A 15,905-nucleotide genomic window follows, 5' to 3' on the forward strand; every position below is an offset into this window, starting at 1 on the left:
ATATGGAAAGAATAAAATCATTTTTAATACTGTCTTTACTCCTTACCGGAACGTTTTCCTGTAAGAAAGAATTTTTAGATGAAACGCCGCTTGACTTTTTAAGTTCAACAAATGCTTTTAAAACGGCCGCCGATTTTAATGCGTCAGTTAATAACCTGTACCGGTTAGTGCGTGCCGAATTCTATACAGAGAATGATAATAATCCGATGGAGTACCAGTATAGAACAGATATTGCATTTTATGTTCCGGCTGCTTTTCCTGCTAATCTTTCCGGCGAAATAAGCCCAACCTCGGGTATAATGGAGCGGCATTGGCGGGCACTTTATAAAATAGTGTCAGAGGCTAATACAGTTATAAGTCGTATTCCTGCATCAGAAATGTCAGATGCAGACAAAACATTGTTTGAAGCAAGGGGACGTTTCTTCAGGGCGTTTGCGTTTAGATCTCTTGCATACATATGGGGCGGTGTCCCATTGGTAACCGAAGAGGTGACAGAGCCAAAGGTTGATTATGTAAGAGCAAGCCGTAAGAACGTATATGCACAGGTAATTGAAGACCTGGCTTTTGCTGTAGCTAATTTACCCGGCATTACGATAGTAAAAGATGGAGAGATTTCCAATCTTGCTGCACAGCATCTGCTGGCAGAAGTTTATCTCGCCGACGGACAGTTTCAGAATGCCATTACTGCTGCATCCGCTGTTATTGACGACCCCGCCACAGATCTTATGACAGCAAGGTTTGGTACACGCAAAACAGAAACACCCGGCGATGTTTATTGGGATTTATTCCGCCGGGGTAATCAGAACAGGAAAACTGCCGGCAACACAGAAGGCATATGGGTAATTCAGATTGAGGCTGATGTACCTGGCGGAGCAGCGACTACTGCAACCAGTTTTGCAAGCGGTGATGGTTTCTCGCTGGAAAGGGTGCATGCGCCACTGGTTCGTGATCTGACTATTAATAATATTGCAGCTTTCCGGTGGCCCACCAGTGATTATTCGGGTGGCAGAGGTGTAGGATTTTGGGCTCCTTCAAAATATTTTATAGACAGCGTTTATTCATCTGATCCGGTAAATGATATCAGAAATGCTAATCACAATTTTGTAAGAAAATTTAAAGCTAATAACCCAGCAAGCCCTTATTACAATACGGAGATTGACTTTCATAATCTGCCTGCGGGAACAAAGGGGACAAGCGGTGCTGTTTTAACTTCAGGTGTTCCCAGCAGGGCTTTTTACCCATACCAGACAAAATGCACTGATCCTGGTAATCATCCTGCTAGTCTTTTTTCAGGTGCTTATCCAATGGCGTTAAAGGGCGGTGCAGGATTTACCTACCAGGATCAATATTTGTTCAGGTTGGCTGAAACTTATTTGCTCAGGGCAGAAGCTTACCTGGGAGCCGGAAATACCGCAGCTGCAGCTGGCGATATTAATGTAGTGAGGGCAAGGTCTGGCGCAGCACCAGTTGCTGCAGGCGATGTAAGCATTGATTATATTCTCGATGAAAGAATCAGGGAACTGGGTACAGAGGAAAAAAGGCTGTTGACGCTAATGCGCTTAGGAAAATGGTACGACAGGATTGTCAAGTGTAATCCTTTTTATGCGAGTGCGGCACAGCCCACGTACAATCTTTGGCCGATACCACAATCAGAAATTGAAAGAAACAGGGGTGCAGTATTGGAGCAAAATACAGGTTACTGATCCGGTAAGTTAAATACCGATAAATATCGTTTTGACATAGCAAGGCAGTTACAACAGCAGTTAGACAGAGGAGAGATGCAATCATCTCTCCTTATTTTTAAAGAAAATTAGAAACTGATAATGATGAGATACATGCCTGTTTGTTTATTTACTTCAGTGATTCGTTTTTCATACGGTCGTATAGGTTTACTGATCCTTATAGGGTCACTCATGCTGGAGAGCTGTAAAGGTTCCCAATCGTCTGCAAACTCCGGAAATGTAAAACAAACAGGATCTCCATACAGGGAACGCATCACCATCAACCAGGGCTGGAAGTTTATGCGATATAATTCGGAGCCCGATAAATTAATTTACGATATACGACCCGAGGTTACTGACCGCAATGATAATGTAGTGGCCGATACCAAACCCACAGAAGCAGTAGTACTGGGTTCTTCAGAGAAGGTTTTAAAGAAATGGATTTTACCTTCTGCAAATGATTTTATCAAAGATCCGTCAAAACATTATCAACGCCCTGCTGGTAATCCCGGAAGTGATTTTCCTTTTGTACAAAACAATTTCAACGACAATGCATGGGAACAGGTGAATTTGCCGCATGATTGGGCCATCAAAGGACCGTTTTATAAAGAAGACAATGCAATAGTTGGCGGCGGAATGGGACGCCTTCCCGTTCATGGCGTGGCATGGTACAGAAGAAAGCTGGATATCTCTTCTGCTGATAATGGAAAAAACATTTACCTCGATATGGATGGCGCTATGTCATATGCCATGGTTTGGCTGAATGGTAATCTCGTTGGCGGATGGCCATATGGTTATAATTCTTTTCGTCTTGATCTTACACCTTACATAAAACCAGGCGGCGATAATCAATTAGCTATAAGACTGGACAATCCAACCAATTCGTCACGGTGGTATCCGGGTGGAGGTATTTACCGCAATGTATGGCTTACCAAAGTAAACCCTGTGCATATAGCGCAATGGGGAACATTTATTACTACAAGAAACGTATCTGCATCATCAGCCACTATTGATCTTAAAGTTGATATTGAAAACAAATCAAGCGTAAATAAAAATATTGAAGCAGTAACAGAAGTGTATTTATTGGATGATAAGCTAAACCGAAAAGGAAAAGCTGTGGCAATTTTTCCTAAATCAGTTTCAACTATACAAGCAGGAAAAAAACTAAAAGTTGAAAATTCCGCTGTCATAAAAGATCCATTGCGGTGGGGACCTCTGCCCACACAAAAACCAAATCTTTATGTGGCCGTTACCCGGTTGTATGCAGATGCCCGCCTGAATGACGCAGTCGGGCAGGGAAAACCTGTTGATGAATATGAAACCCGCTTCGGAATCCGTTCATTGCAATTTGATCCTTTAAAAGGCTTAATGGTTAATGGTGAGCAAGTACGCATGCAGGGTGTGAATCAGCATCATGATCTGGGAGCATTAGGCGCTGCATTTAATACAAGAGCTGCGGAAAGACAATTAGAAATTTTAGCTGAAATGGGATGTAATGCCATTCGTATGGCACACAATCCGCCGGCACCTGAATTGCTGAATCTGGCCGACCGAATGGGTTTCCTGGTCATTGATGAAATATTTGACAACTGGGAAAGAAAAAAAACGCCGCTTGATTTTCATTTGGTATTTCCCGATTGGCATGAAGCGGATGCAAGATCTTTTATCAGGAGGGATAGAAATCATCCATCCATCATCGCATGGAGTTTTGGCAATGAAGTGGGAGAACAGTATACGGCTGACACGGGTGCAGTACTGGCAAAAAAACTTTATGACATAGTCAAAGAAGAAGATTCTACAAGACCTGCTACCGCATCTATGAATTATGCTAAACCTAACATGCCTTTTCCGAAAGTGATGGATATAATAAGTTTGAATTACCAGGGCGAAGGGATACGTGATGCACCGGCCTATGCACATCTCAAAGGAATCAGAACATCGCCCTTGTATCCCGCCTTTCAAAAAGCATTTCCTGATAAATTAATTATTAGCAGTGAAACGGCATCTGCACTAAGCACCCGCGGCACTTATATATTCCCGGTATATGAGGGTATAAGTGCGCCTGTAAGCGACAGCACCGGTGGTGATCCGCAAAAAAAATATGTTAGTGCTTATGAATTGTATACGGCCGCGTTCGGATCATCGGCTGATAAAGTCTTTGCATCGCAGGATAAACATCCTTATGTGGCCGGTGAATTTGTTTGGTCAGGTTGGGATTATTTAGGTGAGCCTACGCCTTATTATTCCGCACGCAGTTCTTATTCAGGCATTATAGATTTAGCAGGGTTTAAGAAAGATCGTTTTTATCTCTATCAATCACGTTGGCGACCTGGTTTACCAATGGTGCATATTCTGCCGCATTGGAACTGGCCTGATCGTATCGGGAAAATTACACCCGTGCATGTTTTCACCTCGGGTGATGAAGCCGAACTTTTTTTAAATGGCCGTTCATTGGGAAAAAAGAAAAAAGCAGCATTTGAATACAGGCTGCGTTGGGATGATGTAAAATATGAACCCGGCGAACTGAAAGTTATTGCTTACAAAAACGCCCGCCCGGATGACCTGGTCGGACGGGGGAAACGATGGGCAGAACAAATTGTACGCACTACTGATAACGCTGCTCAATTAGTCATCAGTGCGGACCGAAATGTGATTAATGCAGATGGTGAAGACCTTTCATTTATAACAGTTAGTGTCGCAGATAAAAATGGGTTAACAGTACCGGAAGCAAGTAATAAAATAAGTTTTACTATTGAAGGGCCCGCAGAAATTGTGGCAACTGATAATGGAGACCCTGCCAACCTGGTTTCTTTTGCATCAAAAGAAAGGGAGGCCTATTTCGGACTGGTATTGGCCATTGTTCGTTCCGAAAAAGGCAAGCCTGGTACAATAACAATCAGTGCATCATCAGAGGGTTTGAAAATGGCGACAATGGAAATAAAAAGCCAATAGATAGTATCAATCGACTAAACTTTCACCGGTTTCCAAAGCTCGGTAGTAAAATTTTTGCGGAAGGAAGAGGGAGTTGTTTTTTTCAATTTTAAAAATTGCTTATTAAAATTAGCCACGGTATTGAAACCGCTTTCAAAACAGATTTCGAGGATTGTTTTTTGTGTGTCGATCAATAACTGGCAGGCATGGCTGATGCGGATTTCGTTTAAGAAATCGATATAGGTTTTTTTAGTACTCTTTCGAAAGTAATTGCAAAAAGCCGGGACACTCATGCCGGCATAATCGGCGATAGTGTTTAATGAAATCGGATCCTGGAAATGATCAATGGTGTAGCGAAAAATTTTGTCAATGCGTTCCTGTGTTTTGGAAGTAAATGATTTTACCTCATGTGTTGAAACGGTTTCATATTCTTTGCTATCCGCTATCAGCTGCAGGCAATCGCAGAGGCAGGTGATGCGGCGGAGGCCCGTTAGGGTTTCCAGCCGGCAAATCATCGGGGCCAATTTTTTTTTGGTGTTGCCGGTTAGTTTAAGTCCCTTTATAGACTTTTCGAACAGGCGGCGTATAGACCGGCATTCAGGCATCCCGAGAAAATCTTTACCCCAGAAATCTTCCTTAAACTGTACTACCACGGCACTCGTAATCATGTTTTTCCCGGCTTTTTGAAACGTATGCGGCAGGTTGGCGCCAAGAAAAAATATATCATCAGTCTTAAAATCACCCACGTAATTCCCAATGAAACTACTTCCTTCGCCTTCCTTGAAAAGTATGAGCTCGTACTCCTCGTGCTGGTGCCAGGGCACTTCAAAGTTAGGTGTACGGAAGGTGCAGGCCAGGAAAGAGTTATTCCTGTTACTGGGAAGTTTTTCGATCATGGGCTTCATAAAATACTATTTTAACCTTTTATGGGGGTTCAAATTAATGTTTTTATTAAAATAGTTTATGTTTTTGAAAATAAAGTAGAAGCTTTTTGTTTAAATCACTTATACCTTCGGTTCTGTTTTTAACTAACGAAAATTTTTTGCCGTATGCTTTTGATGGGTATTGATCTTGGCACTTCCTCAATAAAGATTTCCATTCTCGATGCACAATCGCAACAGTGCATTACTTCCGCTACTTATCCCGAAACGGAAGCAGATATTATTTCCTTACAACCCGGCTGGGCGGAGCAGGATCCGAATGGTTGGTGGGAGTATGTGCAGCAAGCCATTTTAAAATGTAATGCAACCGGCAAGTATAATCCAAAGGACATAGCTGCAATCGGTATTGCTTATCAAATGCATGGGTTGGTATTGGTTGATCAGCAACAGCAGGTTCTTCGTCATTCCATTATCTGGTGTGACAGCCGTGCGGTAGAAATCGGCGAAAAAGCATTTCATGCAATCGGTGAAGAGCGATGCCTGTCATGTTTGTTAAACTCACCCGGTAATTTCACGGCAAGCAAATTGGCCTGGGTAAAAGAAAATGAGCCGGCCTTGTATGAAAAGATAGATAAGGTGATGTTGCCCGGCGATTTTATTGCAATGAAAATGACGGGCAGTGTTACCACAACAAGTTCTGCTTTATCAGAAGGTGTGTTTTGGGATTTTGGCCAGGATAAAATTTCTGATGATATCATCAATCAATTTGGATTTCACAGTGACCTGTTTCCGGCAATACATTCTTTGTTTTCATCACACGGTGAGTTGAAAGAAGATATTGCCTCAGCCTTATCATTAAAGAAAGGAATTCCCGTTGCCTATAAAGCCGGTGACCAGCTCAACAATGCCTTATCATTAAATGTGCTGAACCCCGGTGAAGTAGCTACAACAGCGGGCACATCAGGTGTCATTTATGGCGTAAGCGATGAGTTGTCGTATGATCAGCAATCCCGCATCAATAGTTTTGCCCATCTCAATCATGATAGTCATAAAAGAAGAATTGGAATCTTGCTTTGTATAAATGGCACGGGCATTTTTAACCGTTGGATAAAAAACATGGTCGGTCCGAATCAATCCTACCAGTCATTGAATGAAGCTGCTGCCAAAGTCTCCGTTGGATCTGCAGGTCTTTTGAGCTTGCCATTTGGCAATGGTGCAGAGCGGATGCTCAATAATAAAATTATCGGCGCTCATTTTCACAATTTGGATTTCAATATTCATGGTGCAGCGCATATGGTAAGAGCGGTACAGGAAGGTATTGCTTTCTCCTTCCGGTATGGATTGGACATTATGCGGGAAAATGGTATCAATCCAACAGTAGTGCGTGCCGGCAGGGCCAATCTTTTTTTAAGTGATGTATTCGCCCGGTCATTTACCAATGTAAATGATGTGTCGCTTGAATTTTATGAGGGCGATGGAAGTTTTGGCGCTGCGGTCGGTGCCGGTATTGGAGCAGGCATTTATCAGTCGGCCGAGACTGCTTTACAAAACAGGAAGCCCATTGGAGTGGTTTCACCTGAAAGCTCCGGTCAATATGAAGAACTATATCAGCAATGGAAAGAACGACTGAATGATCAGTTGCGTAAAATAAATCAACCGAACAGTTTGTCCTTGAGTTTATCTTAATTTTTTAACTTAACAATGAAGAAAATGCCAGTTACAACAGGTCAAAAAGAATTTTTTAAGGGAATTCCTCAAATAAAATATGAGGGAAGAGAAAGTGATAACCCGCTTGCATTTAAATGGTATGATGAAAATAAAATGGTTGCCGGTAAAACCATGAAAGAATATTTACGTTTTGCGTGTGCTTACTGGCATTCCTTCTGCGGCAACGGTGCTGATCCCTTTGGTGAGCCTACGCATTTATTTGCCTGGAACGATAAAAATGATGCCGTGGAAAGAGCAAAAGATAAAGCCGATGCTGCATTTGAATTTATCACCAAGCTAGGTTTGCCGTACTATTGTTTTCATGATGTGGATGTGGTGGATTATTCCAATAATGTCACAGAAAACGACAGCCGCCTGCATGCAATGACGACTTATCTTGCTGATAAGCAAAAGGCGAGTGGTGTAAAATTGTTATGGGGAACGGCAAATCTTTTTTCCAATCGCCGCTATATGAATGGCGCAGCTACCAATCCTGATTTTCATGTGCTGGCACATGGTGCAGCCCAGGTAAAAGCTGCATTGGATGCCACCATTGCATTGGGTGGTGAAAACTATGTTTTCTGGGGTGGACGTGAAGGGTACATGAGTTTGTTGAACACCAACATGCAAAGAGAAAAGGCGCATCTCGCCAAATTTTTACATGCTGCAAAAGATTATGCAAGAAAGAATGGCTTTAAAGGAAAATTTTTTATTGAACCAAAACCCTGTGAGCCATCCAAGCATCAATATGATTATGATTGCGAAACCGTGATTGGTTTTTTACGGCAACATGATCTGTTGAATGATTTCAGTTTGAATATTGAAGTAAATCATGCTACATTAGCTGGTCATACTTTCACACATGAATTACAGGTTGCCGCTGATGCGGGTTTGCTGGGAAGCATTGATGCCAATCGCGGCGATTATCAAAACGGGTGGGACACAGATCAATTCCCCAATGATATTAATGAGCTGACAGAAGCCATGCTGGTGATATTGCAAGCAGGTGGTTTTAAAGGAGGCGGTATCAACTTCGATGCAAAGATCCGCCGCAACTCTACTGATCCGGAAGATCTGTTCCATGCACATATCGGCGGTATGGACGTTTTTGCAAGAGCATTGATCACAGCAGATACTATTTTACAAAAATCAGATTATAAAAAGATCCGGAAAGAAAGATATGCTTCATTTGATGCAGGGAAAGGAAAAGAATTTGAAGAAGGCAAACTATCTTTAGAAGATATGAGGGCTTATGCTATTGAAAATGGTGAACCGAAGGTAGCAAGTGGCAGGCAGGAATATTTAGAGAATATCATTAATAGATTTATATAACAGCAATATTCAAATTCTAAACCACTGCTATGAACACCTATCTTACGGGGTTGGACTGGGCTATTATTTTATTTTATTTCGCCATTATTGCCGGCATTTCCTGGTGGGCTGTCAAAAAGAAAGATAAAACTTCAGCTGATGACTATTTTCTGGCCGGCCGTCATTTGGGCTGGTTTGTGATCGGCGCTTCCATTTTTGCATCCAATATAGGATCAGAACATCTCGTAGGCCTGGCGGGTTCGGGTGCAACTGATGGAGTAGCACTTGCCCATTATGAATTGCACGCATGGTGCCTGCTGGTACTAGGATGGGTAATGGGGCCGTTTTTTATGCGGTCAAAAGTCTTTACGATGCCAGAGTTCCTGGAAAGAAGATTTACTCCAAAGGCAAGAACTGTTCTTTCCATTATTTCACTCATCGCTTATATACTGACAAAAATAGCGGTGGGCATTTATGCAGGAGGTATTGTATTCCGGGCCTTGTTGCCTGAAATAAATTTCATGGGAATGGATACCTTCTGGATCGGGTCCATTCTATTGATAATATTAACCGGTATATACACCATCATCGGCGGATTGCGTGCAGTGGTTTATACGGAAACGCTTCAGACTTTTGTGAAAATAATCGGGGCAATATTTGTTACCTATTATGGTTTACAAGCGCTGGGCGGATGGGATAAACTGAAGGAAATTTGTGGTAGCGAAATGTTTAATTTATGGAAACCAGTTGTGCCAGAAGGTGTGGATGCCACCTGGGCCCCGGTAAAAGAAGCCGGCAGGCAAGCCTGGTATTTTAATGATAAATACCCATGGCCAGGCATGTTGCTCTGTGCACCCATTATCGGTTTATGGTATTGGTGTACCGACCAGTATATTGTGCAGCGCATATTGGGAGCACCGAATGAAAAGGAAGCAAGGCGTGGTTCTATATTCGCGGCCTTTTTAAAACTGACTCCTGTTTTTCTTTTTATCATTCCGGGAATGATCTGTTTTGCATTGGCAAAAAGCGGGATCAACCCTGACATTCAAAAAGAATTATTTGATGCAAACGGAGTCCTGATCAGGGATCGTGCACAAGCTGCTTTTCCTCTATTGGTCATGCATGTGCTTCCGATAGGAGTAAGAGGGATTGTGGTGGCGGGACTATTAGCTGCTTTGATGAGTGCCCTTGCCGGAGTATTCAATGCTTCTTCATCTCTCTTTACAATGGATTTTTATTCCAGGATAAGACCCAGAGCCTCGCAGGCTCAGTTGGTTCGGGTAGGTCGTGTGGCAACGGTCGTGATGGTAATTATCGGGATACTTTGGATTCCCGTGATCCAGGGAGCAAAAGGGCTTTATGATTATTTACAGGGTATCCAGGCATACCTCGCACCACCGATATTTGTGGTTTTCTTTTTTGGAGTTTTTATGAAGCGGTTAAATGGTCCGGGATGTCTTGCCACCTTGCTCACGGGTTTTGCTATGGGACTTTTTCGCCTGATTGTGGACACGCCAGTTAAACTCGGGGGTGCTGCTTATGCAGAAGGCTCTTTCCTTTGGATCGTTAATAATATTTTCTTCCAATATTATAGCTTGCTGATAACTATTGTCTGCATCATCGTATTCTTGGTTGTTAGCTATGCAACAAAGCAACCTGATTATACAAAGATTGCCGGTCTCACTTTTTCTACAATGTCGGAACAGGACAGGATGGAAACCCGTTCATCATGGAATTGGAAAGATGTGGGCCTCTCGGTTCTGCTTGTTGCAGTAATCATAGCCATTTATCTGTATTTCACAGGATAGATTATTTTTAGGTGATTGGTTGAGTAGTTGAATTAAAAAAACATAATCTTTGCCGACTATTCAAACAAACCGATTTTCAATCAATTAAATAACTATTCAACTGATATAACCAATGTTGATGCATCAAACTATGCGATGGTTCGGACCCAATGACCCGGTTAGCTTATCAGATATCCGGCAGGCAGGATGTGAAGGAGTGGTAACCGCTCTTCATCATATAGCGGTCGGTGATGTATGGACGGTGGATGAAATCAATAAAAGAAAAGTGGCGGTGGAAGAAGCCGGTATGACATGGACCGTGATCGAAAGTCTGCCGGTTCACGAAGACATAAAAAAACAAACCGGGAAATATCCTGAATACATCGAAAATTATAAACAAAGCCTGCACAATGTTGCCGCCTGTGGATTAAAGGTTGTGACGTATAATTTTATGCCCATTCTCGATTGGATGAGAACGGATATTTATTACACGGTAGCAGATGGAAGCAAAGCGTTGCGATTTGAGAAATCTGCCTTTATTGCTTTCGATCTTTTTTTATTGAAACGTCCCGGTGCTGAAAAAGATTATACCGCTGAAGAAATAAAAAAAGCGCAACAACGCTTAAAGTCAATGACGGATGAAGAAGAGGAAATTCTTTACCGCAATGCCTTATTAGGCTTGCCGGGAAGCGAAGAAAGATTTACACCCGAGCAGATATTGGCAGCATTAAAGACGTATGAACATATTGATGCTGCTAAACTGAAGGAGCATCTCTTTTATTTTTTGCAACAGGTAGTACCGGTAGCCGAAGAATGTGGTTTGAAAATGGCTATTCACCCGGATGATCCTCCTTTTCCGCTATTAGGTTTGCCACGAATTGTGAGTACAGAACAAGACGCTAATGAACTGCTCGCGGCTGCTCCATTGCCTGCGAATGGTTTGTGTTATTGCACGGGTTCATACGGGGTAAGGCCCGACAATGATTTGCCGGGCATGGTCAAAAGGTTGGGCGATCATATTCACTTTATTCATTTAAGAAGTACCAAGCGGGATGCAGAAGGTAACTTCTTTGAAGCCGATCACCTGGATGGCGATGTAGATATGTATGCCGTGATCAAAGAAATTGTTTTGTTAATGAGACGCAGAAATATTTCCATACCTATGCGACCCGATCATGGTCACCAGATGCTCGATGATCTGAAGAAAACAACCTATCCCGGGTATTCGGCTATCGGAAGGCTGCGGGGCCTTGCGGAATTGCGTGGTGTGGAATATGCGATAAGCAGAAGTTTATAAACAAGATTTGGCAATAAGCTTTTTGTCGTCTTATGCAGCCTTAGTAGCTTTAATAAGCATAAGCATCATTTTCACTTTTTCAAAATTGAAAAATGGAATCGCATATTCTGAAGATAAAATCAATTGGTAAAGTAACACATGATGTAGTAAGGATAGTTTTGCCAAAGCCGGATAACTACAATTTCTTACCAGGACAAGCAACAGAAGTAGCGATTAACAAAGAAAAATGGAAGGAGGAAAGAAGGCCGTTTACTTTTACCTGTTTACCCACTGATGATTACCTCGAGTTTACGATCAAAACATACCCATCCCGTAAAGGAGTAACAAACGAGTTATTATCGCTGGTGCCGGGCGATGAATTAATATTGCACGATGTGTGGGGAGCGATTTCATACAAAGGTGAAGGACTTTTTATTGCCGGCGGCGCTGGCGTTACACCCTTTCTTTCCATTTTCCGTTATTTGAATTCCACCAGCCACATTGGCAACAACAAATTGATTTTTGCCAATAAAACAAAGGCTGATATCATTCATGAAGATGAGTTTAAAAAAATGCTAGGTGACCGGTTTGTTAATATTCTATCCGATGAAACGGTAGAAGGTTATGCTCACGGATTTATCACGGAAGATTTTATAAAGAAAAATCTTCCGGCTGCAAATGGCAAATTTTATTTGTGTGGTCCTCCGCCAATGATGGATGCTATACAAAAAATTTTTTCCAACCTGGGAGTGGGAGAGGACTCTGTGGTTGTGGAAATATAACAGTTACATAATAGCAGATGACATAGAAGGGTGGAGAAGGTGGTTGAGTGTTTTCATGGCTACCATCTGTATTTGCCTGCATATATCAACAATCTATTTTTCGCCAGGTGAAATAACCGGAATACATAGCAATGGCTTGTTTTTGCTTTGGAAATTTATTCATACCCGCTTTTGATGATTGTCGAAATCAGTTTAAAACGTCCGTTAGGCCTTATCAGGTTGGAGCGGTGAGCAGGGATAATAATACCCTGGCCGGTTTCTATTATACTGGATTTGCCATCAATAACTATCTCTGCTTTCCCTTCTATTATTTGTATAAAAGTGTCGAAAGGGGAAATTTGTTCCGTTAACCCCTCGCCGCTGTCAAATGACATAACGCTGACATTGCCGGTTGATTTTTTAAGGATTGTTTTTATCACAACCGAGTTTGGAACATATTCAATGATCTCAACAATAATATGGATTTTTGATTTTTCTATATCCGTGGTGATCATAATGCAGGTATGCCCTGGGTTGATATTGCCGCCGGTTTCCATTGCAAGTGGTGAAGGTGAATACTTAATTTCAAATTAGTGTTACATAATTAATTTTGTCGTTTACAAAATTCACACATCCAACGATGCTTATAGGTTTTCCAGGTTTTGGCGCCGCTTCTTTTTCAACTTTTTAAAATGGGAAGGAGTCAACCCGGTTGTTTTTTTAAACTGGTTCGACAAATGAGCTACACTACTGTAACAAAGCTTATCCGCGATTTCTGTAAGATTCAGATCGTCATATATCAACAATTCTTTCACCCGCTCAATTTTATGCAGGATGATAAAATGTTCAATGGTAATACCCTGTACCTCTGAAAAGAGATTTGCCAGGTAAGTATAATCGTATTGCAGTTTTTCACTCAGGTAAACGGAATATTTAGTTTGAGGGGGTTCATCGGCGTAGTGGATCATCTCAACAATTACATTTTTGATTTTTTCGACAAGCATGGCTTTTTTGTCATCCATCAGTTCGAGCCCAGCTCTTTTAAGGGATTGGTTCAGTTGATCCCTTTGAGTATCTGTAATTCCCTGGGGAATATTTACTTCTCCTAGTTCAACGGTACTGTAATGAATCCCCAGGTTTTCCAGTTCTGCTTTTACGAGCATTTTGCAGCGGATGCTTACCATGTATTTAATAAACAACTTCATTCTATGTTATTCTTTTTCGTTAAAGATGGCATTACTAAAAAAATAATCACAGCGGCGCTCTGAAAATCGGTAGTAAAGTTATTAATGCAGTCATAATTTTCAACCACATGGATGTGTGAATTATGTAAGGGCGACCTGCAATTGTGTAACGTTTAATTTCCCCGATAAGCTGAACTTTAAATTTGTATGATAACGAATCCGATAGCTATCGGATCTATGTGGCCGGTATAAAAACTAAAATGTACGCATGAAATGAGCCATAAAAATTTTCGAGCAAATTCATACTAGCCGCGATGAAAATTTTTATGGTGAATTCCCTGCCCGTCCGGTCAGGCGGGCATTTGACTAAAAAGCAATAAAAATTACCGCATGAAAAAACTTAAAATTGGCGTAATTGATCTTGTTGCAAAAGGCCCCACCAATACTTTATGGGCGAAGATCATGTATGCTAACCTGGCCAGCATCATGCCCCAGGTAGTAGCTACCTGGTGTGAGGAAGAAGGTCATGAAGTAACAATGATTTGCTACACAGGTCAGGAAGATCTCAGCAAAGAATTACCGCCAGAAGCTGATCTTATATTTATCAGTTCTTTTACACATGCAGCATTACTGGCTTATTCGTTGAGTAGTTATTTTCAAAGCAAAGGCGCAGTGACGGTTCTGGGCGGCCCTCATGCCCGTTGTTACCCGGATGATGCAATTCGATACTTTGATTATGTATTAGGGTTTACCCATAAATCTACTATTGCAGAGGTGTTAAATAATTGCATGCCCCAAAGACCTGTGGGAATACAACTTTCTGCAGGCAGGCAACCTGATAGCCTACCAGGCGTTAGGAAAAGGTGGAAATTTATTGAACCAACGCTTGCCAAGGCGCCCTTTATTAAAATGGTGCCTATGCTCGCCAGCATGGGTTGCCCATATACCTGCCCCTTCTGCATAGATTCCGTTGTGCCTTATCAGCCACTTGATTTCGAACTGATCAAAGGAGACCTGAGATTTCTTCTTACCAAATTTAAGAAACCACTGGTCGGTTGGCATGATCCGAATTTTGGGATAAAATTTGAAGATAACATGCAGGCAATTGCTTCTGCAGCCCCGCTAAATAGTTTTCGGTTTATTGGTGAAAGCAGTTTATCTATTCTTACGGAGGAGCATTTGAAGGTAATGCAGCAAAATGGCTTTTGCGCAATTTTGCCCGGTATCGAATCGTGGTATGAACTGGGTAATAAATCAAAAACTTCTCACATTGCAGGTAAAGAAAAAGTAAAACAGATATCTGAACATATCAATATGCTAATACGGTACATTCCTTATGTGCAGACCAATTTTGTGCTGGGCCTGGATAGCGATGCCGGAGAAGAACCATTTGAACTAACCAAACGGTTTGTAGATAAATCGCCTGCAGCTTTTCCCGGCTATTCATTGCTTACCGCTTTTGGCGAAGCTGCGCCACTGAATCTTGAATACCAGAAAACAGGCCGTGTATTGTCTTTCCCGTTTCATTTTCTGAACAACCACCTGGCTATGAATCTTAAACCAAAAAACTATGAATGGGTGGATTTTTATGATAAGATCATTGATCTCACCCGGTACACTTTTTCTAAAAAAGCTATTTACCGCCGCTTTATGGCGACGCCCAATCTTACTTCAAAGTGGATGAATTTTATGCGGGCTATTTCGTCGGAAGGCTATGGCCGTATTCGGTTCTATTCCCGGGTCCGTGAGAATCTTATCCATGACCGTGCATTTAGAAAATATTTCGAAGGCGAGACAAAGGAGTTGCCTGTTTTTTATAAAAATATAATAAAACAGGACCTCGGTATATGGGGGCAATGGCTTCCTGAAAACGCAATGGAGCATAACCCCAATATTTATCTGCAGAAAACATTTAGAAAAATAGTTGCAGTGAATTAACTTTTTCTAAACGTCTGAATTTTCTTCGTTCACTTTTAGGAGTTTATAAGAAATGGATTGTTTTGAAAAAGATATAAAAAATTCAATTCCAATATATTTCCCGCGGTATTCATAAAGGTAAATAAGGCCTTCTTTTTCTTCCATGATTCCAATGATTGTTCGTTCCTCTTCGTTGAAACTGTACGTAATCATTTGTTTTGAGTCAGGAAATGATTTCTGCTCATGCTTAGTGTAATAGTTGGAATATTTTGTGTTCATTAAAAGTGAGTTCAATTGAGCAGGCCTAAAATTCTAAACGAAAAAACTCATACAGCTCCGGCAAGGTAAATCATTTACAATAAGAACATCTTATTATTTTATCATTACTTCTTTAAAGCATACATACTGATCCCTGCTGCACGGGTGAAT

12 protein-coding genes are annotated in these 15,905 nt (G+C 41.6%); 8 read left to right on the forward strand and 4 right to left on the reverse strand.

From position 1 onward, the window contains the following. Positions 1 to 2: 2 nt before the first annotated feature. Together P2W73_RS02105 and galB are read left to right on the forward strand one after the other, a co-directional pair. Complete coding sequence (locus tag P2W73_RS02105) at positions 3 to 1,703, forward strand: RagB/SusD family nutrient uptake outer membrane protein (protein ID WP_276500324.1); 1,701 nt, start codon at positions 3 to 5, stop codon at positions 1,701 to 1,703. A gap of 123 nt (positions 1,704 to 1,826) precedes the next feature. Continuing rightward, entirely contained in the window at positions 1,827 to 4,673 is a 2,847-nt protein-coding gene (galB, locus tag P2W73_RS02110) for a beta-galactosidase GalB (protein WP_276500325.1), read from the forward strand. Positions 4,674 to 4,687: 14 nt separating this feature from the next. Here galB and P2W73_RS02115 read toward each other — a convergent pair whose 3' ends face one another. Next, complete coding sequence (locus P2W73_RS02115; RefSeq protein ID WP_276500326.1) at positions 4,688 to 5,557, reverse strand: AraC family transcriptional regulator; 870 nt, start codon at positions 5,555 to 5,557, stop codon at positions 4,688 to 4,690. 144 nt (positions 5,558 to 5,701) lie between these two features. On the opposite strand from P2W73_RS02115, the gene P2W73_RS02120 reads away from it, so the two are divergent. The 5 genes from P2W73_RS02120 (at position 5,702) to P2W73_RS02140 (ending at position 12,396) form a co-directional block, all read left to right on the forward strand. After that, a complete protein-coding gene (locus P2W73_RS02120) occupies positions 5,702 to 7,219 on the forward strand; it encodes a xylulokinase (protein WP_276500327.1) in 1,518 nt (505 codons plus the stop codon). A 15-nt stretch (positions 7,220 to 7,234) separates the two neighbouring features. Further along, a complete protein-coding gene (xylA, locus tag P2W73_RS02125) occupies positions 7,235 to 8,572 on the forward strand; it encodes a xylose isomerase (protein ID WP_276500328.1) in 1,338 nt (445 codons plus the stop codon). 29 nt (positions 8,573 to 8,601) lie between these two features. Beyond that, positions 8,602 to 10,359, forward strand: coding sequence for a sodium:solute symporter (locus P2W73_RS02130; protein WP_276500329.1), 1,758 nt, complete (start codon positions 8,602 to 8,604; stop codon positions 10,357 to 10,359). 130 nt (positions 10,360 to 10,489) lie between these two features. After that, positions 10,490 to 11,635 carry a mannonate dehydratase gene (gene uxuA / locus P2W73_RS02135; RefSeq protein ID WP_276500330.1) on the forward strand — a complete coding sequence of 382 codons (1,146 nt, stop codon included), beginning with the start codon at positions 10,490 to 10,492 and terminating at the stop codon, positions 11,633 to 11,635. A gap of 92 nt (positions 11,636 to 11,727) precedes the next feature. Beyond that, positions 11,728 to 12,396 carry a ferredoxin reductase domain-containing protein gene (locus tag P2W73_RS02140; RefSeq protein ID WP_276500331.1) on the forward strand — a complete coding sequence of 223 codons (669 nt, stop codon included), beginning with the start codon at positions 11,728 to 11,730 and terminating at the stop codon, positions 12,394 to 12,396. 155 nt (positions 12,397 to 12,551) lie between these two features. Here P2W73_RS02140 and P2W73_RS02145 read toward each other — a convergent pair whose 3' ends face one another. Both P2W73_RS02145 and P2W73_RS02150 read right to left on the reverse strand, forming a co-directional pair. Further along, positions 12,552 to 12,932: a cupin domain-containing protein gene (locus P2W73_RS02145; RefSeq protein WP_276500332.1), complete on the reverse strand. Its 381-nt coding sequence runs from the start codon at positions 12,930 to 12,932 to the stop codon at positions 12,552 to 12,554. An 87-nt stretch (positions 12,933 to 13,019) separates the two neighbouring features. Further along, positions 13,020 to 13,580: a helix-turn-helix domain-containing protein gene (locus tag P2W73_RS02150; protein ID WP_276500333.1), complete on the reverse strand. Its 561-nt coding sequence runs from the start codon at positions 13,578 to 13,580 to the stop codon at positions 13,020 to 13,022. A gap of 369 nt (positions 13,581 to 13,949) precedes the next feature. On the opposite strand from P2W73_RS02150, the gene P2W73_RS02155 reads away from it, so the two are divergent. Beyond that, on the forward strand, positions 13,950 to 15,497 hold the full coding sequence (locus P2W73_RS02155; RefSeq protein ID WP_276500334.1) for a B12-binding domain-containing radical SAM protein: 1,548 nt from the start codon (positions 13,950 to 13,952) through the stop codon (positions 15,495 to 15,497). 6 nt (positions 15,498 to 15,503) lie between these two features. On the opposite strand, the gene P2W73_RS02160 is transcribed toward P2W73_RS02155, so the two are convergent. Then, positions 15,504 to 15,755 (reverse strand): hypothetical protein, encoded by a 252-nt coding sequence (locus P2W73_RS02160; RefSeq protein ID WP_276500335.1) that lies wholly within the window; start codon positions 15,753 to 15,755, stop codon positions 15,504 to 15,506. Positions 15,756 to 15,905: the final 150 nt, after the last annotated feature.

Source organism: Terrimonas pollutisoli, from assembly GCF_029360765.1.
In the GTDB taxonomy this organism is placed as follows: domain Bacteria; phylum Bacteroidota; class Bacteroidia; order Chitinophagales; family Chitinophagaceae; genus Terrimonas_B; species Terrimonas_B pollutisoli.

Bases quoted from the DNA above. Each gene is read 5' to 3' on its own strand.
- P2W73_RS02105 (WP_276500324.1), top strand. From the start codon at position 3: ATGGAAAGAATAAAATCATTTTTAATACTGTCTTTACTCCTTACCGGA.
- galB (WP_276500325.1), top strand. From the start codon at position 1,827: ATGAGATACATGCCTGTTTGTTTATTTACTTCAGTGATTCGTTTTTCA.
- P2W73_RS02115 (WP_276500326.1), bottom strand. From the start codon at position 5,557: ATGAAGCCCATGATCGAAAAACTTCCCAGTAACAGGAATAACTCTTTC.
- P2W73_RS02120 (WP_276500327.1), top strand. From the start codon at position 5,702: ATGCTTTTGATGGGTATTGATCTTGGCACTTCCTCAATAAAGATTTCC.
- xylA (WP_276500328.1), top strand. From the start codon at position 7,235: ATGAAGAAAATGCCAGTTACAACAGGTCAAAAAGAATTTTTTAAGGGA.
- P2W73_RS02130 (WP_276500329.1), top strand. From the start codon at position 8,602: ATGAACACCTATCTTACGGGGTTGGACTGGGCTATTATTTTATTTTAT.
- uxuA (WP_276500330.1), top strand. From the start codon at position 10,490: ATGCGATGGTTCGGACCCAATGACCCGGTTAGCTTATCAGATATCCGG.
- P2W73_RS02140 (WP_276500331.1), top strand. From the start codon at position 11,728: ATGGAATCGCATATTCTGAAGATAAAATCAATTGGTAAAGTAACACAT.
- P2W73_RS02145 (WP_276500332.1), bottom strand. From the start codon at position 12,932: ATGGAAACCGGCGGCAATATCAACCCAGGGCATACCTGCATTATGATC.
- P2W73_RS02150 (WP_276500333.1), bottom strand. From the start codon at position 13,580: ATGAAGTTGTTTATTAAATACATGGTAAGCATCCGCTGCAAAATGCTC.
- P2W73_RS02155 (WP_276500334.1), top strand. From the start codon at position 13,950: ATGAAAAAACTTAAAATTGGCGTAATTGATCTTGTTGCAAAAGGCCCC.
- P2W73_RS02160 (WP_276500335.1), bottom strand. From the start codon at position 15,755: ATGAACACAAAATATTCCAACTATTACACTAAGCATGAGCAGAAATCA.